Source organism: Streptomyces sp. HmicA12, assembly GCF_000373565.1.
Lineage (GTDB): Bacteria > Actinomycetota > Actinomycetes > Streptomycetales > Streptomycetaceae > Streptomyces.
Map to the genome: position 1 here is coordinate 203213 of NZ_KB891820.1, position 20710 is coordinate 223922.

Annotated in this window: 21 protein-coding genes; 15 read left to right on the plus strand and 6 right to left on the minus strand. The window is 73.7% G+C overall.

All coding sequences use genetic code 11. The annotated features are described in order from the left end of the window. Positions 1 to 100: 100 nt before the first annotated feature. The 4 genes from B072_RS44190 (at position 101) to B072_RS44195 (ending at position 5419) form a co-directional block, all read left to right on the plus strand. The gene (locus B072_RS44190) at positions 101 to 2071 is read left to right on the plus strand and encodes a helix-turn-helix domain-containing protein (RefSeq protein ID WP_158689251.1); all 1971 of its coding nucleotides are present in this window, start codon (positions 101 to 103) and stop codon (positions 2069 to 2071) included. 132 nt (positions 2072 to 2203) lie between these two features. After that, complete coding sequence (locus tag B072_RS0127250; RefSeq protein ID WP_018533123.1) at positions 2204 to 3433, plus strand: PucR family transcriptional regulator; 1230 nt, start codon at positions 2204 to 2206, stop codon at positions 3431 to 3433. A 94-nt stretch (positions 3434 to 3527) separates the two neighbouring features. Continuing rightward, on the plus strand, positions 3528 to 4112 hold the full coding sequence (locus tag B072_RS0127255) for an ArsR/SmtB family transcription factor (protein ID WP_018533124.1): 585 nt from the start codon (positions 3528 to 3530) through the stop codon (positions 4110 to 4112). A 5-nt stretch (positions 4113 to 4117) separates the two neighbouring features. Continuing rightward, the gene (locus B072_RS44195) at positions 4118 to 5419 is read left to right on the plus strand and encodes an MFS transporter (protein ID WP_018533125.1); all 1302 of its coding nucleotides are present in this window, start codon (positions 4118 to 4120) and stop codon (positions 5417 to 5419) included. Here B072_RS44195 and B072_RS0127265 read toward each other — a convergent pair. After that, positions 5391 to 6026, minus strand: coding sequence for a TIGR03085 family metal-binding protein (locus tag B072_RS0127265; protein ID WP_018533126.1), 636 nt, complete (start codon positions 6024 to 6026; stop codon positions 5391 to 5393). The two genes, B072_RS44195 and B072_RS0127265, sit on opposite strands and share 29 nt — an antisense overlap. Positions 6027 to 6101: 75 nt before the next feature. Between B072_RS0127265 and hisI the strand changes: the two genes are divergently transcribed. The 11 genes from hisI to lgt all read left to right on the plus strand — a co-directional run bounded on the left by hisI (position 6102) and on the right by lgt (position 14707). Then, positions 6102 to 6476 carry a phosphoribosyl-AMP cyclohydrolase gene (gene hisI / locus B072_RS0127270; protein WP_420707579.1) on the plus strand — a complete coding sequence of 125 codons (375 nt, stop codon included), beginning with the start codon at positions 6102 to 6104 and terminating at the stop codon, positions 6474 to 6476. Positions 6477 to 6487: 11 nt separating this feature from the next. After that, positions 6488 to 7972 carry an anthranilate synthase component I gene (locus tag B072_RS0127275; protein ID WP_018533128.1) on the plus strand — a complete coding sequence of 495 codons (1485 nt, stop codon included), beginning with the start codon at positions 6488 to 6490 and terminating at the stop codon, positions 7970 to 7972. A 69-nt stretch (positions 7973 to 8041) separates the two neighbouring features. Then, positions 8042 to 8698: a TIGR02234 family membrane protein gene (locus tag B072_RS0127280; protein ID WP_018533129.1), complete on the plus strand. Its 657-nt coding sequence runs from the start codon at positions 8042 to 8044 to the stop codon at positions 8696 to 8698. Positions 8699 to 8800: 102 nt separating this feature from the next. Continuing rightward, positions 8801 to 9034 (plus strand): HGxxPAAW family protein, encoded by a 234-nt coding sequence (locus B072_RS0127285; protein ID WP_018533130.1) that lies wholly within the window; start codon positions 8801 to 8803, stop codon positions 9032 to 9034. 101 nt (positions 9035 to 9135) lie between these two features. Next, positions 9136 to 9591: a DUF2752 domain-containing protein gene (locus tag B072_RS0127290; RefSeq protein ID WP_018533131.1), complete on the plus strand. Its 456-nt coding sequence runs from the start codon at positions 9136 to 9138 to the stop codon at positions 9589 to 9591. A gap of 124 nt (positions 9592 to 9715) precedes the next feature. Next, positions 9716 to 10525 (plus strand): indole-3-glycerol phosphate synthase TrpC, encoded by an 810-nt coding sequence (gene trpC, locus B072_RS0127295; RefSeq protein ID WP_018533132.1) that lies wholly within the window; start codon positions 9716 to 9718, stop codon positions 10523 to 10525. Positions 10526 to 10533: 8 nt separating this feature from the next. Then, positions 10534 to 10728 (plus strand): tryptophan biosynthesis modulator TrpM, encoded by a 195-nt coding sequence (gene trpM, locus B072_RS45735; protein WP_018533133.1) that lies wholly within the window; start codon positions 10534 to 10536, stop codon positions 10726 to 10728. 56 nt (positions 10729 to 10784) lie between these two features. Further along, entirely contained in the window at positions 10785 to 12032 is a 1248-nt protein-coding gene (gene trpB, locus B072_RS0127305) for a tryptophan synthase subunit beta (protein ID WP_018533134.1), read from the plus strand. Then, a complete protein-coding gene (gene trpA / locus B072_RS0127310) occupies positions 12029 to 12838 on the plus strand; it encodes a tryptophan synthase subunit alpha (protein ID WP_018533135.1) in 810 nt (269 codons plus the stop codon). Before trpB ends, trpA begins: the two co-directional genes overlap by 4 nt. Before the next feature lie 79 nt (positions 12839 to 12917). Next, positions 12918 to 13688, plus strand: a complete 771-nt coding sequence (locus tag B072_RS0127315; RefSeq protein ID WP_018533136.1) for a DsbA family protein — start codon at positions 12918 to 12920, stop codon at positions 13686 to 13688. Between the two features lie 68 nt (positions 13689 to 13756). After that, the gene (gene lgt, locus B072_RS0127320; RefSeq protein WP_018533137.1) at positions 13757 to 14707 is read left to right on the plus strand and encodes a prolipoprotein diacylglyceryl transferase; all 951 of its coding nucleotides are present in this window, start codon (positions 13757 to 13759) and stop codon (positions 14705 to 14707) included. Positions 14708 to 14868: 161 nt separating this feature from the next. On the opposite strand, the gene B072_RS0127325 is transcribed toward lgt, so the two are convergent. The 5 genes from B072_RS0127325 to B072_RS0127345 are packed head-to-tail and all read right to left on the minus strand — an operon-like array spanning position 14869 to position 20570. Beyond that, positions 14869 to 15681, minus strand: a complete 813-nt coding sequence (locus tag B072_RS0127325) for an HpcH/HpaI aldolase/citrate lyase family protein (RefSeq protein WP_018533138.1) — start codon at positions 15679 to 15681, stop codon at positions 14869 to 14871. Continuing rightward, positions 15678 to 16889 carry a CaiB/BaiF CoA transferase family protein gene (locus B072_RS0127330; RefSeq protein ID WP_018533139.1) on the minus strand — a complete coding sequence of 404 codons (1212 nt, stop codon included), beginning with the start codon at positions 16887 to 16889 and terminating at the stop codon, positions 15678 to 15680. The genes B072_RS0127325 and B072_RS0127330 overlap by 4 nt, the downstream gene beginning before the upstream one ends. Beyond that, positions 16886 to 18250: an ADP-ribosylglycohydrolase family protein gene (locus B072_RS0127335; protein WP_018533140.1), complete on the minus strand. Its 1365-nt coding sequence runs from the start codon at positions 18248 to 18250 to the stop codon at positions 16886 to 16888. The genes B072_RS0127330 and B072_RS0127335 overlap by 4 nt, the downstream gene beginning before the upstream one ends. Further along, positions 18250 to 19413, minus strand: a complete 1164-nt coding sequence (locus tag B072_RS0127340) for an ADP-ribosylglycohydrolase family protein (RefSeq protein WP_018533141.1) — start codon at positions 19411 to 19413, stop codon at positions 18250 to 18252. The genes B072_RS0127335 and B072_RS0127340 overlap by 1 nt, the downstream gene beginning before the upstream one ends. Continuing rightward, complete coding sequence (locus tag B072_RS0127345; protein ID WP_018533142.1) at positions 19410 to 20570, minus strand: ADP-ribosylglycohydrolase family protein; 1161 nt, start codon at positions 20568 to 20570, stop codon at positions 19410 to 19412. The genes B072_RS0127340 and B072_RS0127345 overlap by 4 nt, the downstream gene beginning before the upstream one ends. Positions 20571 to 20710: the final 140 nt, after the last annotated feature.

The window sequence follows — 20710 nt, forward strand, 5'->3', positions numbered from 1 at the left end:
CATGAGGGTGCTGTGCGGTGACACAGCGTCCCATGGTGCCGGTTGGGTTTCTGCCCAACCGGCACTGTGCGTAAGGCGGTTCCTGCCTACCGTGGCGTAAGTGACCGGTAGAAGCGTCCTGTTGCTGACCGCCGCCGCGTACGAGGCCGACCCGCAGGGGTCCGGCGCCGACGCGGCGCTCGTCCTGCGGGCCGCGGCGGCGGCCGGGCTCGGCGTCAAGGCCCTGGACGACGCCGAGCGGGCGGGCCTGCGACGCACCGCCGATGGGCGGCTGCGACTGCCGGACCCGCGGGCCGTGTACGAGGCGGCGCCGCCGGACCGCCGCAGAACCGCGCACCGCCTGCTGGCCGCGGCCGCCACGGGGGAGCGGCAGCGGCCCGCGGGCCTGCTGCACCGGGCGCTCGCGGAGCCGTACCCGGACGAACGGCTCGGCGCCGCGCTGGCCGCGGCGGCGGGGGAGCCGGGCCCGCCCACGGGGGAGCGGGCCACGGCCCTCGCCCTCGCCGCGGCCCTCGCCACGGACCCGGCGGTCCGCGCGGAGCGGCTCGTCGCCGCGGCGGACCTCGCGCGGCGCGCGGGCCGGCCGGAACGGGCCCGCGAACTCCTCGACGGCCTCGTCGAGTTGGCCGTCCCGGACCCGGTGCGGGGGCGCGCCGCCCTCGTCCACGGGCTGCTCGCCCTGCGCGACGGCCCGGTGGCCGACGCCCGCGCCTCCCTCCTGCTCGCCGCCCGCCTCTGCGCCCCGGACCCGGTGGCCCTCGAGGCCAGGCTCGCGGCGGCGGAGGCCGCGTGGGCGCTCGGCGACGCGGAGGGATACCGGGACGTGGTCGGCGTACAGGGGATCCCGCCGGGACCCGGCACCGTCCTCGACTACCGGCTCGGCATGTCCGCCTCGCTCGGCGAACGGTTCCTGGCGGGACGCGCCGCCCTGTCCCGGGTCGTCGAGCGCGCCGCGAGCGGCACGGAGGACCCCCAGGTGGGCGGGTTGCTGCGGGCCGGGGCCGCGGCCCTGGTCGCGGGTGACGTCGAGGCCGCCTGTGGCCTCGGCAGCAGGGCGCTCGCCGCGGCCCGCGCCCGGGACGCGGCGCCCGAGGTGCCGCGGGCCCTGGAGCTGCTCGCGTACGGGGAGCTGCGCTCGGGGCGGCACGCCCGGGCCCGGGCCCACGCCGAAGAGGGGCTGCGCACCGCCCACGCCACCGGGCAGCGCAATCTGATGGCCGACCAGCACGCGATCCTCGCCCTCGTCGCCTCCCTCGACTGCGACGCCGACACGGTCGCCCGGCACGCCGGGGTGGCGCAGGGCATCGCCGCCCGCCACGGCCTCGTACAGGCCGCGACCCTCGCCCAGTGGGCCCTGGCCAGGACCGATCTGGCGCGCGGCCTGGCGGCCGAGGCGGTGGCCAGGCTCGGGCCGCTGGTCGGGTCCGGGCCGCGGTGCGGGCACTTCGCGGTGCGGATGCTCGCCGTGCCGTGCTTCGTCGAGGCGGCCGTCCTGGCGGGCGGGCGAGGCGGGGCGCGGGGCGCCGTCGCGGAGTTCACGGTGTGGACCGAGCGTGGCCACGACCCGCAGGCCCCGGCCCAACTCGCGCGCTGCCACGCCCTGTTGAACCCGTCCGACGAGCTGTTCGCCGAGGCCCTCGTCCGGCACGACAGCACGGGCGGCGGCGACTTCGAGCGGGCCCGCACCGCCGCTCTCTACGGCAAATGGCTGCGCCGCACCCGCAGGCCCGCCCGCGCCCGGGCGTTGCTGCGCGACGCGCTCGTCGCCTTCGAGCGGTGCGGCGCCACGGTCTGGGCCGCGCAGACCGCGGCCGAGTTGCGGGCCACCGGCGAGGCCCCCGACCATCACCAACCGCCGGGCGAACTGGCCGAGTTGACCCCGCAGCAGTTGCGCATCGCCCGCTGCGTCGCGGAGGGTGACACCAACCGCGAGGTCGCGCGCCGTCTCTCGGTGAGCCCACGCACCGTCGATCACCATCTGCGCAATGTGTTCGCGCAGCTCGGCGTGCGTTCGCGCGTCGAGCTCGCCCGCCTCGTGCACCGCGCGGAACGGCCCGCCGCGGCCTCCTGAGCAAGATCTCGCCCGGTCACCGCACGGCATCGTTTCCTCCCGGGGGCTGGAGACCGACCAGACGGTATGCCATTCTTCGGGCCCCGGGGCGGGGCAGTCGCGCCCCGGCGCGAGCCGAACCGTGGAGGACCGATGCCCGCGCACCTCGTACACGCACGCCCCCGCCCCCAGGTCGCCGACGCCCCCGCGGGGCCCGCCGCCGTCGCCGTGCTGCGCACCGCGGCGCTCCCGCTCATGGGACGGCTGCCCCTGCTCGCCGAGCGGCTGATGGCCGAACTCGCGGAACGGGAACCGGCCTACCGCGCCGCGATCGAGGCCGACCCCGCCGACGTACGCCAGGAGATCCAGCGCTCCCTGCGGCACAGCGTCGGTTCGCTGCTCGACCCGGCCCGCTCGCGCGCCGCCGCCCGGGCCTGCTCGGCCCGGATCGGCGCCGAACGCGCGGCCCGGGGCCTCCCGCTCGACGCCGTGCTGCACGCCTTCCGGCTCGGTGGCGCCCTGATCTGGCAGGCGCTGGTCGACGAGGTCACGACCCGGCACCCCGAGGACGCCCACCTCCTGGTCCATCTCGCCGCCGACGTGTGGAGCTTCGTCGACGAGCACTGCACCCGCGTGGCCGACGCCTACCGGCAGGCCGAACGCGAACTGACCTGGCGGCGCGAGAACCGGCGCCGCCTGATGGCCGCGGCCCTCCTCGACGGCGCCACCCGCATCGCCGACCTGCCCGACGCGGCCGCCGAGCTGGAACTGCCCGAGCGGGGGCGGTACGCGGTCGTCCTGGTGGCGGGCGGCCGCGGGGTCCGGCAGCCGGTGCCGGGCGCGCTGCGGGCGGTCTGGCAGCCGGGGCCCGACGTGGAGCGGGCCATCGTCGCCCTCGGGGACCGTGAACCGGCCCAACTGGCCGCTTCCTACCGCGAACTGACGGACCGTACGAGAGGTGTGCGGGTCGGTATCAGCCCCGCCGTCGACGGGCTCGCCGCGGTCGGGGCGGCCCGGCGCCTCGCCGAGACCGCCCTGCGGATCTGCCCCGTCGCCGGCGGCACCGTCCTGCTCGACGACGATCTGCCCGCCGCCCTCGTCGCCGCCGCGCCCGCGCTCGGCCGCCTCCTCGCCGATCGGGTGCTCGGTCCGCTGCTCGCCCTGCCCCCGACCGACCGCGACCTCCTGCTCGACACCCTCACGGTCTGGCTGGACTGCGACGGCTCGGCGCAGCGGGCGGCGGCCCGCCTCTACTGCCACCGCAACACCGTGCTGAACCGGCTGCGCCGCTGCGAGCAGCTGACCGGCCGGAGCCTGGCCCGCCCCAGCAACCTCGTGGAGCTCGGCCTCGCCCTGAGCGCGCACCGGATGCGGCAGAGCTGACCCGGCGCACCCCGAGAAAGTACGCGAGAAAGTACGCAGGAAAAGTTGCGCAACAAATATTGCGCAACTTTCCCTGCGTACCTATGGTCGGAGCATGACCGAGTCACGCCGGATCACCGACGTCGCCACCCTCAAGGCCTTCGGCCACCCCCTGCGCATGCGGCTCTACGGAGCCCTCAAGCTGCGCGGTACCGCCACCGCATCCCAACTGGTGGACGACCTGGACGACGGCACGGCCGTCTCGCTGGTCAGCTACCACCTGCGCAAACTCGCCGAGCACGGCCTCATCGAACCGGCCGAGCAGGCCGGCGACGGCCGGGAGCGCTGGTGGCAGGCGGCCCAGGAGGCGCTGCGGTTCGACAGCGCCGACTTCCGCGGCTCCCCGGAGGGCGCCGCCGCCCACGCCTCGCTCTCACGCGTCATCGACAACGAGCGCCGCGACCGCTACCACCAGTTCCTGGAACAGCGCCCCGGCTGGCGCGAGGAGTGGCAGGACGCCCACGACGCCTCCGACTTCATCGCCCGCCTGACCCCCGCCGAACTCAAGGAACTCAGCGCCGAACTGCACGCCACCGTCCTGCGCTACGTGGAACACGGCAAGGCCGCCGACCCGGCGGGCGACGCCGAGGACCGCGAGACCGTCGCCCTGCACCTGTACGCGTTCCCGGTCCGGGGGTGAGCGCGGTGACCCTCGACCCGCTCGCCGCACGCAGACGGTACTGCGCCGTCTCGTTCCTGTTCTGGCTGCCGGCCGGCTTCTACATACCCGTCCAGGTGCTGCTGCTGACCGAGCGCGGGGTGTCCCTCGCGACGATCGCCGCCCTGTTCGCCGTGCACTCCCTGACGGCCGCGGCCCTCGAACTGCCCACCGGCGGACTCTCCGACGTCCTCGGCCGCCGCGCCGTCCTCGCCGCCTCCGGAGTGCTGACCGTCGCCGCCCTCGCGCTGACCGCGTTCGGCACCGCCGTGTGGGTCTTCGCCCTGGCCATGGTGCTCAAGGGCGCGGCCCGCGCCCTCAACAGCGGCCCGGCGGAGGCCTGGTACGTCGACACCGTGCACGCCCACGAAGGACCGGACGCGGAACTGCGCCCCGGCCTCGCCCGCGGCGGCGCCGCCGGTGCCGTGGCACTCGCCGTCGGCACCCTGTGCGGCGGGCTCGGCCCGTGGCTGCTCGACCGAGCCGGGTACGGCGAGGCGGCCCTCGGCGTGCCGGTGCTCGCGCTGCCGCTCCTCGCGGGCGCCGTCGTCAGCGCGTTCTACGTCGGCTACGTCCTGCTCGCCCTGCCCGAACCGCCGCGCCCGCCCGCCACCCTGCGCGGCGTCCTCACCGGGATCCCCGGCACCGTCGCGGCCGGCATCAGGCTCAGCGTCCGCGACGGCCTCGTCCGCCGCGTGGTGCTGACCGCCGCCGCCACCGGCAGCGCCCTCGGCGTCGTGGAACTGCTCACCCCCGGCCGCGCCGCCGACCTCAGCGGAACCGCCGCCGACGGCGCGGTCCTCTACGCGGTCCTGTCCTGCGCCGGATTCTTCGGCACCGCCTTCGGCAACCGGCTCGCGCCCCTGGCCGCCCGCCTCGCCAAGAGCGGGGAACGGGCCATCCTCGCAGGCGAGTTGACCGCGGTGCTCGGCGCGGTACTGCTCTGCGTCACCGCGGCGACGGACCTGGCCGTCCTGGCCGCCCTCGGCTACCTGCTCATCTACGTGGGGATCGGCGCGGCAGGCCCCAGCGTCAACGAGTTCCTGCACCGCCGCACCGACAGCGCGGGCCGCGCCACGACCCTGTCCGTCCAGTCACTCGCCCTGCAACTGGCCGGTGCCACCGGCGGGTTGATCGCGGGCGCCCTGCCGCCCGGCGCGACGGCCTGGCTGCCCGGCGTGGTCGGGCTCGCGGCGGGGGCCCTGCTGTGGACGCGCCGGGCCCCGGCCGCGTCCACAACTCCCGTACCCGTGAAGGTCGTTACAGCCCGAGCGCCTTCGTCTCACTGAGCCGCTCGATCGCCGCCTTGTCGCCCTCCAGCTCCACGTTCGCCGCGTCCTGCCGGCCGAACGCGAACATCAGCAGCTCGGCCGGCTCGCCGGTGACCGTGACCACCGGAGTCCCCTTGTGGGCCACCGCGGTCTGCCCGTCGGGCCGGCGCAGGACCAGGCCCACCGGCGCCTTGCGGCCCATCACCCGGGCCATCCGCTCGAGACGCGACCACAGCGCGTCCGAGAAGACCGGGTCGAGCTCCCGCGGCGACCAGTCGGGCTGCGCACGGCGCACGTCCTCGGTGTGGACGTAGAACTCCACCGCGTTCGACGCCTCGTCGACCTGCTTCAACGAGAACGGCGAGAACCGCGGCGGGCCGGTCCTGATCAGCTGGATGAGCTCCTCGTACGGCTTCTCCGCGAACTCCGCCTGCACCCGGTCCAGGCGGGAGGCGAGCTGCTTGATGACGAGCCCGCCCGCCGCGTCGGGGCGGCGCTCACGCACCACCACATGGGCCGCGAGATCGCGGGTGGTCCAGCCCTCGCACAGAGTGGGGGCCTGCGGGCCCGCCGCCTCCAGGAGGTCCGCGAGAAGAAGTCGTTCACGCTTGGCATGGGTCGACATGGCCGCCAGCCTACGACCGCCCCCGGCAGTCCGGACAGTGGACGCGGACCGGAGTGACCCGAGTGGCGCGGCACAATGGCACGTATGACCAGCGCAACCCCCTCCAGCGACCTCGACCCGGCCATCGCCGCCCGCCTCAAGCGCAGCGCCGACGGCCTGGTCCCCGCCATCGCCCAGCAGTACGACACCGGCGAGGTGCTGATGCTCGGCTGGATGGACGACGAGGCGCTGCACCGCACCCTGACCACCGGCCGCTGCACCTACTGGTCGCGCAGCCGCCAGGAGTACTGGGTCAAGGGCGACACCTCCGGCCACTTCCAGCACGTGAAGTCCGTCGCGCTCGACTGCGACGCCGACACCGTGCTCGTCAAGGTCGACCAGGTCGGCGCCGCCTGCCACACCGGCGCCCGGACCTGCTTCGACGCCGACGTCTTCCCCGTGAAGCAGTAGGGTCGGCCGCCATGGATCTCGAGACCTTCCGCAAGCTGGCGACCGACCGCCGAGTGATCCCCGTCAGCCGCAAGCTCCTCGCGGACGGCGACACCCCCGTCGGCCTGTACCGCAAGCTCGCCGCCGAACGGCCCGGCACGTTCCTCCTGGAGTCCGCGGAGAACGGCCGCGCCGGGTTCTTGTGGTCCCGCTATTCGTTCGTCGGCGTCCGCTCGGCCGGTACGCTCACCGAGCGCGACGGACAGGCGCACTGGCTGGGCGCCCCGCCGGTCGGCGTCCCCGTCGACGGCGACCCCCTCGCGGCGCTGCGTGCCACCGTCGAGACGCTGCACACCCCGCGCTACGAGGGCCTGCCCCCGTTCACCGGCGGCATGGTCGGCTACCTCGGCTACGACATCGTGCGCCGCCTGGAGAAGGTCGGCCCCGGCGAGCGCGACGACCTGAAACTGCCCGAGCTGACGATGCTGCTCACCAGCGACCTCGCCGTCCTCGACCACTGGGACGGCTCGGTCCTGCTGATCGCCAACGCGATCAACCACAACGACCTGGAGACGGGCGTCGACGAGGCCTACGCCGACGCCGTCGCCCGGCTCGACGCCATGGAGGCCGACCTCGGCAAGGCGGTCGACTCCGCCCCCGCCGCGCTGCCGCCGTCCGAGCTCCCCGAGTTCACCGCGCTGTGGGGCGGCGAGCAGTACCAGGAAGCCGTCGAGGACATCAAGGAGCGCATCCGCGCGGGCGAGGCCTTCCAGGTCGTGCCCTCCCAGCGCTTCGAAACCCCTTGCACGGCAAGCGCGTTGGACGTCTACCGCGTCCTGCGGGCGACCAACCCGTCCCCGTACATGTACCTGTTCCGGTTCGACGGCTTCGACGTGGTCGGCTCGTCCCCGGAGGCCCTCGTCAAGGTCGAGGACGGCCGCGCCATGGTCCACCCCATCGCCGGCACCCGCCCGCGCGGCGCGACCCCGCAGGCCGACCAGGCGTACGCCGACGAACTGATCGCCGACCCCAAGGAGCGCGCCGAGCACCTCATGCTCGTCGACCTCGGCCGCAACGACCTGGGCCGGGTCTGCGAACCCGGTTCCGTCGAGGTCGTCGACTTCATGTCCATCGAGCGGTACTCGCACGTCATGCACATCGTGTCCACCGTGACCGGACAGGTGGCCGAGGGGCGCTCCGCCTACGACGTGCTCACCGCCTGCTTCCCGGCGGGCACCCTCTCCGGTGCCCCCAAGCCGCGCGCGATGCAGATCATCGACGAGCTGGAGCCGTCCCGGCGCGGTCTGTACGGCGGCTGCGTCGGCTACCTCGACTTCGCCGGCGACTCCGACACCGCGATCGCCATCCGCACCGCCCTGCTGCGCGACGGCACCGCGTACGTGCAGGCGGGCGCGGGTGTCGTCGCCGACTCCGACCCGGTCGCCGAGGACACCGAGTGCCGCAACAAGGCCGCCGCCGTGCTGCGCGCCGTCCACACCGCGAACCGGCTCGGGTGACGCGACGCCGTGTGAAGTGACGCACGCCTCGCGCCCCCGGGGCACACGGACCTGTACAGAGGGGTGATAGTGGAGTACGTGACTGCCGTACCGCACCCCCGTACCGAGTCCGCCGAGTCCGGCGAGACCGCCGAAGCCGCCAGGCGCAGCCGGCGCAGCCTGGGCATCGCGCTGCTCTTCGGGGCGGTCGGCGCCGCGGTCGCGCTGCTCGCCTCCCGCCAGGAATGGTGCTCGGGCGTCGCCGCCGTCGCGGGCGGCGAACTGCCGCTGTCCGCCAAGGGCAGCGACGTGACGGGCGTACCGGCCGCCCTGGCCGTGGTGGGCCTCGCCGCGCTCGTCGCCGTGTTCGCCGTCCGCAAGGCGGGCCGCATCCTGGTCGCGGCCCTGCTCGCGCTCTCCGGAGCGGGCGCCGTGGCCGCCGCCGTCCTCGGCGCGGACGACAGCTCCGCCCTCGACGACAAGGCGGCCCAGGCCTCCGGCGACGCCGCGACCACCATCGACGCGCTGTCCCACACCGCCTGGCCCTACGTCGCGGCGGCGGGCGGCGCCCTCATCCTGATCGCCGGGATCCTCGCCGTGATCTACGGCGCGGCCTGGCCCTCGATGGGCGGCCGCTACGAGCGCTCGGGCGCCCCCCGGCCCCGTAAGGCCAAGCCCATCGACCCGGACCGCCCCGAGGACCTGTGGAAGGCGCTCGACCGCGGCGAGGACCCTACCGGGGCCTGACCCCGCGTGCCGGGCCGACGCGCCGGTACGGGACAATGAACCGTAACCACTCTTAGCAACGCGCTGTTTCAGCAGCGAGCGATACGCAACGAGGAGCAAGCCATGGCGGACAGCAGCCACGGACACACCCCGGCCGCCTGGACCGGTGTCATCATCGCCTTCATCGGTTTCATCGTCGCGGGCGGCGCCATGGTGATCGTCAACATCCCCGGCTTCTGGATCGGCATCGGCCTGCTCGTCGTCGCCCCCGTCGTCGGCGGCGCGATGCACCTGGCCGGCATGGGCAAGCCGCGGCGCGCCGAGCTGAAGCTGAGCCCCTCCACCTCGGAGGCCTGATCCTCGTACGTGCGTAGGGGCGGGGCCGCGAAAAGTGTCGCGGCCCCGCCCCTCGCGCGTTCCGGCGGGCGGAACCCGGGCCTCCGGGGCAGAATTCACGGGTGACCGTCGAGACGACCGACACCGCGCCCGCCCGCACCGCCGCCACCCCAGGCCTGCTGCGCCGCACCGCCGTGCCGCTGGGCCTCCTCGGTGGCGTCGTCGCGGCCTTCGCCTACGTCGGTGCCGTCGACCCCAATCAGCCGGGCCACTACCCGGCCTGCCCGCTCCTCCAGGTCGCCGGGATCTACTGCCCCGGCTGCGGCGGACTGCGCAGTGCCCACGCGATCGCGCACGGCGACGTCACGGCCGCGCTCGGCGCGAACGCCCTGGCGGTCGCCGCCTACGCGCTCTTCGCGGTGGGCTGGACCGTGTGGGTCGTACGGGCGGCGCGGGGCAGGCGCGGCAGCCCGTTCGGCCTGCGCCTCGGCCGCGTCCACCTCTGGGCGCTGGGCGTGGTGGTGCTCGCCTTCACGGTTGTCCGGAACCTGTCCTTCGGTGGCTTCCTCCACCCTTGATCGGCCGTAAGTGTCCAGGTAGTGGGATCAGCGTCAACCGGATGCGGAGCCTCAGCCCGGCTCCGGATACCATTTGAGTGACCAGCAGGTTGCCCAGTGAACTGTCAGAAGGGGGTCCGCTCGCGTGAGTGTGCTCGACGAGATCATCGACGGAGTCCGTGCCGACCTCGCGGAACGGCAGGCGCGCGTCAGCCTCGACGAGCTCAAGGAGCGCGCGGCGAAGGCCCCCGCGGCCAAGGACGGTGTCGCCGCGCTGCGCGGTGACGGCGTCAAGGTCATCTGTGAGGTCAAGCGCTCCAGCCCCTCCAAGGGCGCGCTCGCGATGATCGCCGACCCGGCGGCCCTCGCCGCCGACTACGAGGCGGGCGGCGCCGCCGTCATCTCCGTCCTCACCGAGCAGCGGCGCTTCGGCGGCTCCCTCGCCGACCTCGAGGCGGTCCGCGCCAAGGTCGACATCCCGGTCCTGCGCAAGGACTTCATCGTCACCTCGTACCAGCTGTGGGAGGCCCGCGCGTACGGCGCCGACCTCGCCCTGCTGATCGTGGCCGCCCTCGACCAGCCCGCCCTGGAGTCCCTCATCGAGCGCGCCGAGTCCATCGGGCTCACGCCGCTCGTCGAGGCGCACGACGAGGACGAGGTCGAGCGCGCGGTGGACGCCGGGGCCAAGATCATCGGCATCAACACCCGCAACCTCAAGGACCTCACGGTCGACCGCGGCACCTTCGAGCGCGTCGCCCCCGAGATCCCGGACCACATCGTCAAGGTCGCCGAGTCCGGTGTGCGCGGCCCGCACGACCTCATCGCGTACGCCAACGCCGGCGCCGACGCGGTCCTGGTCGGCGAGTCCCTCGTCACCGGCCGCGACCCGAAGTCCGCCGTCGCCGACCTGGTCGCCGCCGGCGCGCACCCCGCGCTGCGCCACGGACGGGGCTGACCCGACCCATGTCGATCTCCGCCCGCCTCGCACCCGGCTGCCGCCCCCGCGGCTGCCGGGCGCCGGCACGCCGTGTCCACGGCAGGCGGGTCCGGTACGTGATCGGCGACGAGCCGGGTCAGGTCAACGGCATGCGATGGCAGCGCCCCTCCGGGGGCGCGGGGAACGGCAAGAGCAACCACGAACGGCTCACGGCCGCGTAACCACCTGTGCCCCCACGGCGATTGGTCATCAACCCGACTCACCGTGAGGTTTCCGCATGCCCAGCGAGTACTTCATTCCTGACCCGGACGGTCAGATCCCCAGCGCCGAGGGCTACTTCGGCGCGTTCGGCGGCAAGTTCATCCCGGAGGCCCTCGTCGCCGCCGTGGACGAGGTCGCCGTCGAGTACGACAAGGCCAAGAACGACCCCGAGTTCGCCCGCGAGCTCGACGACCTCCTGGTCCACTACACGGGCCGCCCGAGCGCCCTCACCGAGGTGCCCCGGTTCGCCGAGCACGCCGGCGGCGCCCGGATCTTCCTCAAGCGCGAGGACCTGAACCACACCGGCTCGCACAAGATCAACAACGTGCTCGGCCAGGCCCTGCTCACCAAGCGCATGGGCAAGACCCGCGTCATCGCCGAGACCGGAGCGGGCCAGCACGGTGTCGCCACGGCCACCGCCTGCGCGCTGCTCGGCCTCGAGTGCAAGATCTACATGGGCGAGATCGACACCCAGCGCCAGGCCCTCAACGTGGCCCGCATGCGCATGCTGGGCGCCGAGGTCGAGGCCGTCACGTCCGGCTCGCGCACCCTCAAGGACGCCATCAACGAGGCGTTCCGCGACTGGGTCGCCAACGTCGACGAGACGCACTACCTCTTCGGCACGGTGGCCGGACCGCACCCGTTCCCGGCGATGGTCCGCGACTTCCACCGCGTCATCGGCGTCGAGGCGCGGCGGCAGATCCTGGAGCGCGCGGGCCGGCTGCCCGACGCCGCGATCGCCTGCGTCGGCGGCGGCTCCAACGCCATCGGCCTGTTCCACGCGTTCATCCCGGACGCCGACGTCCGCCTGATCGGCTGCGAGCCGGCCGGCCACGGCGTCGACACCGGCGAGCACGCGGCGACCCTGACCGCGGGCGAGCCCGGCATCCTGCACGGCTCCCGCTCCTACGTCCTCCAGGACGACGAGGGCCAGATCACCGAGCCGTACTCGATCTCGGCGGGCCTGGACTACCCGGGCATCGGCCCCGAGCACGCGTACCTCAAGGACAGCGGCCGCGGCGAGTACCGCGCGGTCACCGACGACGGGGCGATGCAGGCGCTGCGCCTGCTGTCGCAGACCGAGGGCATCATCCCGGCCATCGAGTCCGCGCACGCCCTCGCGGGCGCGATCGAGGTCGGCAAGGAGCTCGGCAAGGACGCGCTGATCATCGTCAACCTGTCCGGGCGCGGCGACAAGGACATGGACACCGCCGCCCGCTACTTCGGCCTGTACGACGGTTCCAGCGAGGGGGACTCCAAGTGAGCGGGAACATTCAGCTGCTGTCCGACACCCTCGCCGCCGCCAGGGCCGAGGACCGCGCCGCCCTCATCGCCTACCTGCCCGCCGGCTTCCCGTCGGTCGACGGCGGCATCGAGGCGATCAAGGCCGCCTTCGACGGCGGCGCCGACGTCGTCGAGGTGGGCCTGCCGCACTCCGACCCGGTGCTCGACGGTCCGGTCATCCAGACCGCCGACGACATCGCGCTGCGCGGCGGCCTCAAGATCAAGGACGTCATGCGCACGGTGCGCGAGGCGTACGAGGCGACCGGCAAGCCGGTGCTCGTCATGACGTACTGGAACCCGATCTACATCTACGGCGTCGAGCGCTTCACCGCCGAGCTGGCCGAGGCGGGCGGCGCGGGCTGCATCCTGCCCGACCTGCCGGTGCAGGAGTCGGCCGAGTGGAGGGCGCACGCGGACAAGAACGGTCTCGCGACCATCTTCGTCGTCGCGCCGAGCAGCAAGGACGAGCGCCTGGCCACCATCACGGCGGCCGGTTCCGGCTTCGTCTACGCGGCCTCGCTGATGGGCGTCACGGGCACCCGCGCGTCCGTCGGCAACCAGGCCCAGGAGCTGGTGCGCCGCACCAAGGCCACCACCGACCTGCCGGTCTGCGTCGGCCTCGGCGTCTCGAACGCCACCCAGGCCGAGGAGGTCGCCGGTTTCGCGGACGGGGTCATCGTCGGCTCGGCGTTCGTGAAGCGGATGCTGGACGCCGAGGACGAGAAGGCCGGGCTCGAAGCGGTCCGCGCGCTCGCCGGTGAACTCGCCCGAGGGGTAAGGAAGTAACGCGCAGTCACGTACCCCATATGGGTGGAATACGTCGCGGGGAGGCACGCTGGTGCCTCCCCGCTTCGTTGGCGCGGGTGTGAGTGAGAAGAACCGTGAGGGAAAGCGCACCGCCCGCGAGCGACTGGCCGTGGAGCGCGAGAAGCAGAAGGCCGCTGAGAAGCGGCGCCGGACGTTGATCGTGGGCGCGACCGTCGTCTGCGTGCTGGGCCTGGCCGCAGTGATCGGCGTGGTCGCCGCCAACTCCGGCGGTGACGACAGCGACACGTCGTCCGGCCCGGTCGCCGCGCCGAAGGGTGCCGCCGGCAGCGACAAGCTGGCGATCCCCGTCGGAGAGGACAGCGCCAAGTCGACCCTCACGATCTGGGAGGACTTCCGCTGCCCGGCGTGCAAGTCCTTCGAGGACATGTACCGCTCGACCATCCACGAGCTGGCCGACTCGGGTCAGCTGAAGGTCGAGTACCACCTCGTCACGCTCATCGACGCGAACATGAGCGGCACCGGCTCCCTGCGCGCGGCCAACGCGGCGGGCTGCGCCCAGGACGCCGGGAAGTTCCGCGACTACCACGACGTGCTGTACGAGAACCAGCCGGAGGAGACCGACGACGCCTTCGCGAGCAACGGCAAGCTGATCGACCTGGCCGGCAAGGTCGACGGGCTGGTCACGGACACCTTCAAGTCGTGTGTGAACGACGGCACGCACGACAGCTGGGTGCAGCAGAGCTACAAGAAGTTCCAGGACGACAAGCTCTCGGGCACCCCGACGGTGATCCTGAACGGCAAGACCCTGGATCTGAACTCGCTGACGCCGGACAAGCTGAAGCAGCAGGTGGCGGACGCCGCCAAGTAGGCCGTTATGGAGCCGTTGCCGGGCTGCCCGATGCGTGTGCGGCCCGGCACGGTAGCGTCGACCCTGCCATGGAACTTGCCTACATTCCCAGCCCGTCGCGCGGGGTCCTCTACCTCGGACCGATCCCGCTGCGCGGCTACGCGTTCTGCATCATCATCGGCGTCTTCGTGGCCGTCTGGCTCGGCAACAGGCGCTGGATCGCCCGTGGCGGGCGGGCCGGCACGGTCGCCGACATCGCTGTCTGGGCGGTGCCGTTCGGCCTGGTCGGCGGGCGCCTCTACCACGTGATCACGGACTACGAGCTGTACTTCAGCGAGGGCCGTGACTGGGTGGACGCCTTCAAGATCTGGGAGGGCGGCCTCGGTATCTGGGGCGCCATCGCGCTCGGCGCGGTCGGCGCCTGGATCGGCTGCCGCCGCCGTGGCATCCCGCTCCCGGCCTGGGCCGACGCCCTCGCCCCCGGTATCGCGCTCGCCCAGGCCATCGGCCGCTGGGGCAACTGGTTCAACCAGGAGCTGTACGGCAGGGCGACCGATGTGCCGTGGGCGCTGAAGATCACCTCGGACACGGACGGGCGGGTCCCGGGCACGTACCACCCGACGTTCCTGTACGAGTCGCTGTGGTGCATCGGCGTCGCGCTGCTCGTCATCTGGGCCGACCGGAAGTTCAAGCTCGGGCACGGGCGGGCGTTCGCGCTCTACGTCGCCTCGTACTGCGTGGGCCGGTTCTGGATCGAGTACATGCGGGTCGACGACGCGCACCACATCCTGGGCCTGCGCCTCAACAACTGGACCGCGCTCTTCGTCTTCGTGCTCGCCGTGATCTATCTGGTCGTGTCGGCCAAGGTGCGGCCGGGGCGTGAAGAGGTTGTCGAGCCCAGCGCGGAGGGCTCCGCCGTTGACCTGGAGAAGGGTGAGCCCGGGTCGTCGTCCGAGGGTGCCGAATCCGACGCCGGTGAGTCCGACGCCGGTCAGTCCGAGGACGCCGAGTCCGAGGATGCAGGGGCCAAGAAGAGCTGACGTCCGGTTGTCGTTCGGCTGACGGCCGGTGGGGGCTGGTCGCGCAGTTCCCCGCGCCCCTGAGAGCGAGCTCCGCTCGCTTCAGGGGAAGCTGCGCGAAGCGCATGCTTCAGGGGCGCGGGGAACTGCGCGAGAAGCCCCACCGGCCGTCAGCCGAACTGTCAGCGTTCAGCCAGTTGCAGGGTGCGCCGGGCCCCCGCCACCACCGCGGCGTCCACGAACCGCCCGTCCGGCAGAGCCAGTGCGCCGGGATCGCGGTCGGCCGCGGAGACGATGTCCCGGGCCGCCGCCACCTCCGCCTCCGTGGGGCGGAACGCCTCCTCGATCACCGGGAGCTGGCGCGGGTGGATCGCCGTGCGGCCCAGGAAGCCGAGCGCGCGGCCCTCGGCGCAGGAACGGGCCAGGCCCGCCGTGTCGCGGACGTCCGGGTAGACGGACTGGGGCGGGGGAGGCAGCTGGGCCGCGCGGGCGGCGACCACGGCCCGGCCGCGTACCCAGGAAAGGCCCGTCGCGTCGGTGACGCCCAGGTCGGCGCGGAGGTCCGCCTCGCCGAGGGCGATGCCGCGCACGGCGGGGTGGGAGGCGATGTCGTAGGCCCGCTCGACGCCGAGCGCGGACTCCAACAGGGCGTACAGCGGCGGCACTTCCGCCGCCCAATCGGCGATGCGGTCCAGGTCCGCCGGGCCGTTCACCTTCGGCAGGCGCAGCGCGTCCAGGCCGGGGAGCGGGGCGAGACGGCGCACCTCCCGCTCGGCGAGCGGGCCGTCCAGCGCGTTGACGCGGACGTGCACCGGCACCTCGTGCTTGTCGGCGAGGAGGTCGGCGGTCGCGTCGAGGGCGTACGCCTTGCGGTCGGGGGCGACCGCGTCCTCCAGGTCGACCAGGACCACGTCGGCGCCCGAGCCGAGCGCCTTGGCGACCACGTCGGGCCGGTCCCCGGGAACGTACAGCCAGGTCAGGTACGTGCTGCTCATACCGCACCAGCCTCCCGCAGGTCGGCTACTTCCGCCTCCGAGAGGCCGAGGCCGGTCAGGATCTCGTCCGTGTCCGAGCCGTGCGGGCGGCCCGTCCACTGGATCGCGCCCGGCGTCTCGGAGAGGCGGAACAGCACGTTCTGCATCTTGACCGTGCCGAGGTCCGGGTCGGGCAGTTCGGTGATGGAGTTCAGGGCCGTGTACTGCTCGTCGGCCATGACGTCGCGCACGTCGTAGATCGGGGCGATGGCCGCCTCCGCCTTCTCGAAGGCCGACACCACCTCGTCCCGGGTGTGGCCGGCGATCCAGCCGCCGACCGCCGCGTCGAGCTCGTCGGCGTGGGCGGCCCGGCCCGCGCCGGTCGCGAACCAGTCCTCGTCGATGAACTCGGGGCGGCCCACCAGGTGCATCACGCGTTCCGCGATCGACTGGGCGGAGGTGGAGACCGCGACCCACTTGTCGTCGCTCGTGCGGTACGTGTTGCGGGGCGCGTTGTTCGTCGAGCGGTTGCCGGTGCGCGGCTGGACGTAGCCGAGCTGGTCGTACCAGGTGGCCTGCGGGCCGAGGATCGCCAGCATCGGCTCGATGATCGCCATGTCGATGACCTGGCCCCGGCCCGTGGTGTCCCGGCCGCGCAGGGCCGCCATCACCGCGTACGAGGTGGCGAGCGCGGCGATGGAGTCCGCGAGGCCGAAGGGCGGCAGGGTCGGCGGTCCGTCCGGCTGGCCGGTGATCGCCGCGAAGCCGGACATGGCCTCGGCGAGCGTGCCGAATCCGGGGCGGCGCGCGTACGGGCCGAACTGGCCGAAGCCGGTGACGCGGGCCAGGACCAGGCGCGGGTTGGCGGCGCTCAGCTCGTCCCAGCCGAGGTTCCACTTCTCCAGCGTGCCGGGGCGGAAGTTCTCGACGATGACGTCCGACTCGGCGGCCAGTTTGAGGAGGACCTCGCGGCCGCCGGGGGAGGACAGGTCGAGCGTGAGGTTCCGCTTGTTGCGGCCGAGGGTCTTCCACCACAGGCCGACGCCGTCCTTGGACGGGCCGTGGCCGCGCGAGGGGTCCGGCCTGCGCGGGTGCTCGATCTTGATGACCTCGGCGCCGAAGTCGCCGAGCATCGTCGCGCAGATCGGGCCGGCGAACAGGGTGGCCAGGTCGAGGACCCGGAGTCCCGTCAACGGGCCGTTCGCGGTTGCTTGGTGAGGGTTCGTCATGCGCGGGCCTCCAGGGTGAGCCGGGCCAGTTCGTCGAAACCGATGCCGTCGAAACCACCGACCGTGGTGGCGAGGCGGTTCTTCAGCGGGGCCGTCCATCGCGCGCCGAGCGCGTCCGGGTGTCCCGCGAGCAGACCCGCGATCGAGCCGGCGGTCGCGCCGTTGGAGTCGGTGTCCCAGCCGCCGGACACCACGCGGGTGACGGAGCCCGCGAAGTCGCCGTCGGCGTGCGTGAGGGCCGCCGCGAGGAGCGCCGCGTTGGGCAGGACGTGGACCCAGTGGTGATCGCGGTAGTGGTGGTGCAGGAGGTCCACCACCTCGGCGAAGCCCGCGGGGGTCTTCGTGGGTTCGGCGGCCGCCGTCTCGATACCCAGGCGGATCGCCTGCGCGTAGCGGGAGTGCGGCGGGACGTGGACGAGTGCGGCGCGCAGCGTGTCGTGGACCGTGGTGGGCGCCGGGCCCGCCGCGTGGGCGATCGCCGCCGCCACGAACATCTCGCCGTAGACGCCGTTGGCCGTGTGGGTCAACGTCGCGTCCCGGTAAGCCAGTTCGGCCGCGCGGGCCGGGTCGCCCGGGTTCGTCCAGCCGAAGACGTCGGCCCGGATCTGCGCGCCGATCCACTCGCGGAACGGATTGCGGTACGTGGCCGTGAGCGGCGGCTCCAGACCCGCGAGCAGATTGCGGTACGCCACGCGTTCGGCGGTGAAGGTGCGGCCCGCGGGGAGCTCGTCCAGCCACAGCTGCGCCACGTTCTCCGTGGTGAAGTCGTGGCCGTGGCGCTGCAGCAACAGCAGCCCGAGCAGCGGGTAGTTGAGGTCGTCGTCCTCCGGCATGCCGTCGATGTTCTCGGCGAGCGAGGTGGGCCGGGAGCGGCGGTTCCAGGGGTAGGCCTCGGCGATCTCCGGGTCCAGGCCCTGTTCAGTGAACCACGTCGTCAGCGGCCAGTTGCCGGTCGAGCGGGCGATCGCCCTGATGCCGGTGAGCGGGAGCTTCTCGACCGGCTTGCCCAGGACACAGCCGACGGCCCGGCCGAGCCAGGCGGCGTGCAGGCGGGACAGTTCCGTCTCCGGGGCGCCGGGCGCGGGGGGCGCCGGGGCGGCCTCGGGGGACCGGTACGCGGCCGGTTCCGACGCAGCGAGCGGGGACGGCATGCCGGCCAGCTCGGCCAGCAACTCCTCGGCGAGCGCGCGGAGTTCGGGTGTGGCCGGAGTCCCGGACGCGCCCGCCCGCTCCGGTGCCAGATGGCCGCCCGCCGCGAGCCAGCGCCGCTCGACCGCGGCGGCGTCACGGCCGTCCTGCGCCGCCTGACGCAGCTCGTGCCCGACCAGGTCCTCGGGCTGCACCCAGGTCAGACGCAACATCACAGGCCCGCAATCGTGGCGAACGTGGCCTCGTGGGCGCGGCGGCGCTCCAGGTCGCGGGCGTACACCTCACGTGTGATCTGGGCGAGCGACGCCGCCGGGGCGTGCAGGTCCAGCTTGCTGGCCCGGGAGATCTCCGCGCTCCACTCCTTGGGCACGGCCTGCTCCCCGTACAGCGCGCCGACGATCGCGCCGCTCATCGTGGCGATCGAGTCGCAGTCGCGGCCGTAGTTGACCGAGCCGAGCACGGTGTGGCGGAAGTCGCCGCGGCCGACCAGGAGCATGCCGAGCGCCACCGGGAGCTCCTCGATGGCGTGCAGCCGGGAGGGGCGGCGGGCGCCGAGGGACGGCTTGCGGTACTCCGGGCCGACCGTGTCGAAGGGGGCGACCGCCTCGCGCAGCGGCTTCAGCGCGTCCTCGAAGTCGTCGTAGCGGGCGGCGACTTCGCAGACCGCCTCGATCGCGGACTTCGTGCCGTCCTTGGCGAGCTTCAGGACGTCCTCGACGACGCTCTCGGGCGTCGCGCCCGGCCGGTACGCCGCCGCGACGGCCGCCGCGAACACGCCGGCCGCCTCCCGGCCGTACGAGCTCTGGTGCGCGCCCGCCACGTCGAGCGCCTCCTCGTAGGCCTTCAGCGGGTTGCCCGCGTTGACCGCGCCGACCGGCGCCATGTACATCGCGGCGCCGCAGTTCACGATGTTGCCGACGCCCGCCTCGCGCGGGTCGATGTGGCCGTAGTGGATACGCGCCACGATCCACTTCTCGGCGAGGAAGATGCGCTGGAGGGGGAGGGCCTCGGCCTCCAGCTCCGGGATCCAGCGGGGGGTCGTGATCAGGTCGGGGACCAGGTGGTCGGCGACCGCGTACGCGTCGAGGTGGTCGCGGACCTTCTCGTAGACGCGGATCAGCGCGTGCGTCATGAGGGTGTCGTCGGTGACGTGCCCGTCGCCCTTGTGGTACGGGGCGATGGGCCGGGCCGTCTTCCAGTCGTCCTTGTAGAACGGCTCCACGATGCCGCGGACCCGGCCGCCGTGCCGCTCCGCGATGGCCTCCGGGGTCCAGCCCTCGACGGGGCCGCCGAGCGCGTCGCCCACGGCCGCGCCGACCAGGGCGCCGGTGGTGCGGTCTTCGAGTGTGAGGGTGGCCGTCGTCTCGGTGCTCATGCCGGAGTTCCTTCTGCGGAGAGGGAGTGGGGGTGCGAAGTGGTGTCGGCCAGGCGTGCGGCCAGGTCCATGAGGTCGGTGCCCGCGAGGCTGGGCAGGGCGCAGCCCGCGAGGGTGCGGCAGGCGTCCCGCCAGGTGTCCGGGAGGGCGTCGGCGCCGCCGAGCGCGCCGGTGAGGGCGCCGGCCAGGGCGGGCGCGCTGTCCGCGACGCGGGACAGGCAGGCCGCGGACGGCACCGCCTCGGTCACCGCGCCCGCCGCGGCCGTGGCCACGGCGAGGGCCACGGGGACCGTCTCCGCCGCCGCGATGCCGTAGCTGTAGACGTGGTCGACGATCTCGTGCTCCAGGACCGGCACGAGGGCGAAGGCGTTGCCGGGCAGGCCCGGGCGGGCGGCCGCCGTGGCGCGGCCCAGGTCGACGGCCTTGTGCGCGTTGCGGTGGATCTCGGTGCCCTCGGGGAGCTGGGCGAGCGCCGCGTCCACGCAGGCGTCCACGTCGGCGCCGCCGAGGGCCGCGGCGACCGCCGCCGCGATCGCGCGGGCGCCGTGCACGCCGTCGCCGTCCTGGGTGTAGCGGGCGTCGAACTCGGCGAGATCGGCGGCCATTTCGGGCTTGCCCGGGTGGACGACGGCGAGGACCGCCGCCCGGACGCAGGCCGCGTCGTCGAAGTAGTGCGGGTTGTCGTGGCCGGTGGCCGGAGGGCGCAGGCCCGCCGCCAGGTTGCCGAGACCCGCGCGCACCGAGATGCGGGCGCGCAGCGGGATCTGGGCCGACTCGATCTCGTCGGCCCGGGCCGCGGCCGCCGCGATCTCGTCGGCGAGGGTGTTCCAGGCCAGGGAGAGGGAGGAGCGGACGCGGTGGTCGGTCGGGAGGTCGCCGAGGCCGGCCTCGTGCGCCGACAGGATGGAGTGCGCCGTGAACGCGGCCCACTCGGCGTCGTCGGACGGGCCGAGGCGCAGTGGCTCCGGGGGCTGGTTCAGGGCGATCGGGACGGGGAGCGTCGTCGTCGCGTTCTGCTCCGCGAAGGTGTCCAGCTCGCGGGTGAGGCGGCGGGTCCAGTCGGGGAGGCGGGCCGCGCGGTGTCGTCCCGACGGCCACCCGGCTGCGTCTCCTGCGGCGATGCCGAGGAGGAGGCCCTCGATGCGGTCGGGTGTCATGGGTGGGCCTTTCGAGAGCGTCTGCCGGGTGCTGTTTCGTTGCCGGGTGCGGTTCCGGTGGGGGCTGGTCGCGCCGTTCCCCGCGCCCCTGGAAGGCCTGCGGCCTTCAGGGGAAAGCCGCGCGAAGCGCATGCCTGGCC

Bases quoted from the DNA above. Each gene is read 5' to 3' on its own strand.
- B072_RS0127250 (WP_018533123.1), top strand. From the start codon at position 2,204: ATGCCCGCGCACCTCGTACACGCACGCCCCCGCCCCCAGGTCGCCGAC.
- B072_RS0127255 (WP_018533124.1), top strand. From the start codon at position 3,528: ATGACCGAGTCACGCCGGATCACCGACGTCGCCACCCTCAAGGCCTTC.
- B072_RS0127265 (WP_018533126.1), bottom strand. From the start codon at position 6,026: ATGTCGACCCATGCCAAGCGTGAACGACTTCTTCTCGCGGACCTCCTG.
- hisI (WP_420707579.1), top strand. From the start codon at position 6,102: ATGGCACGTATGACCAGCGCAACCCCCTCCAGCGACCTCGACCCGGCC.
- B072_RS0127275 (WP_018533128.1), top strand. From the start codon at position 6,488: ATGGATCTCGAGACCTTCCGCAAGCTGGCGACCGACCGCCGAGTGATC.
- B072_RS0127285 (WP_018533130.1), top strand. From the start codon at position 8,801: ATGGCGGACAGCAGCCACGGACACACCCCGGCCGCCTGGACCGGTGTC.
- trpM (WP_018533133.1), top strand. From the start codon at position 10,534: ATGTCGATCTCCGCCCGCCTCGCACCCGGCTGCCGCCCCCGCGGCTGC.
- trpB (WP_018533134.1), top strand. From the start codon at position 10,785: ATGCCCAGCGAGTACTTCATTCCTGACCCGGACGGTCAGATCCCCAGC.
- lgt (WP_018533137.1), top strand. From the start codon at position 13,757: ATGGAACTTGCCTACATTCCCAGCCCGTCGCGCGGGGTCCTCTACCTC.
- B072_RS0127325 (WP_018533138.1), bottom strand. From the start codon at position 15,681: ATGAGCAGCACGTACCTGACCTGGCTGTACGTTCCCGGGGACCGGCCC.
- B072_RS0127330 (WP_018533139.1), bottom strand. From the start codon at position 16,889: ATGACGAACCCTCACCAAGCAACCGCGAACGGCCCGTTGACGGGACTC.
- B072_RS0127335 (WP_018533140.1), bottom strand. From the start codon at position 18,250: ATGTTGCGTCTGACCTGGGTGCAGCCCGAGGACCTGGTCGGGCACGAG.
- B072_RS0127340 (WP_018533141.1), bottom strand. From the start codon at position 19,413: ATGAGCACCGAGACGACGGCCACCCTCACACTCGAAGACCGCACCACC.
- B072_RS0127345 (WP_018533142.1), bottom strand. From the start codon at position 20,570: ATGACACCCGACCGCATCGAGGGCCTCCTCCTCGGCATCGCCGCAGGA.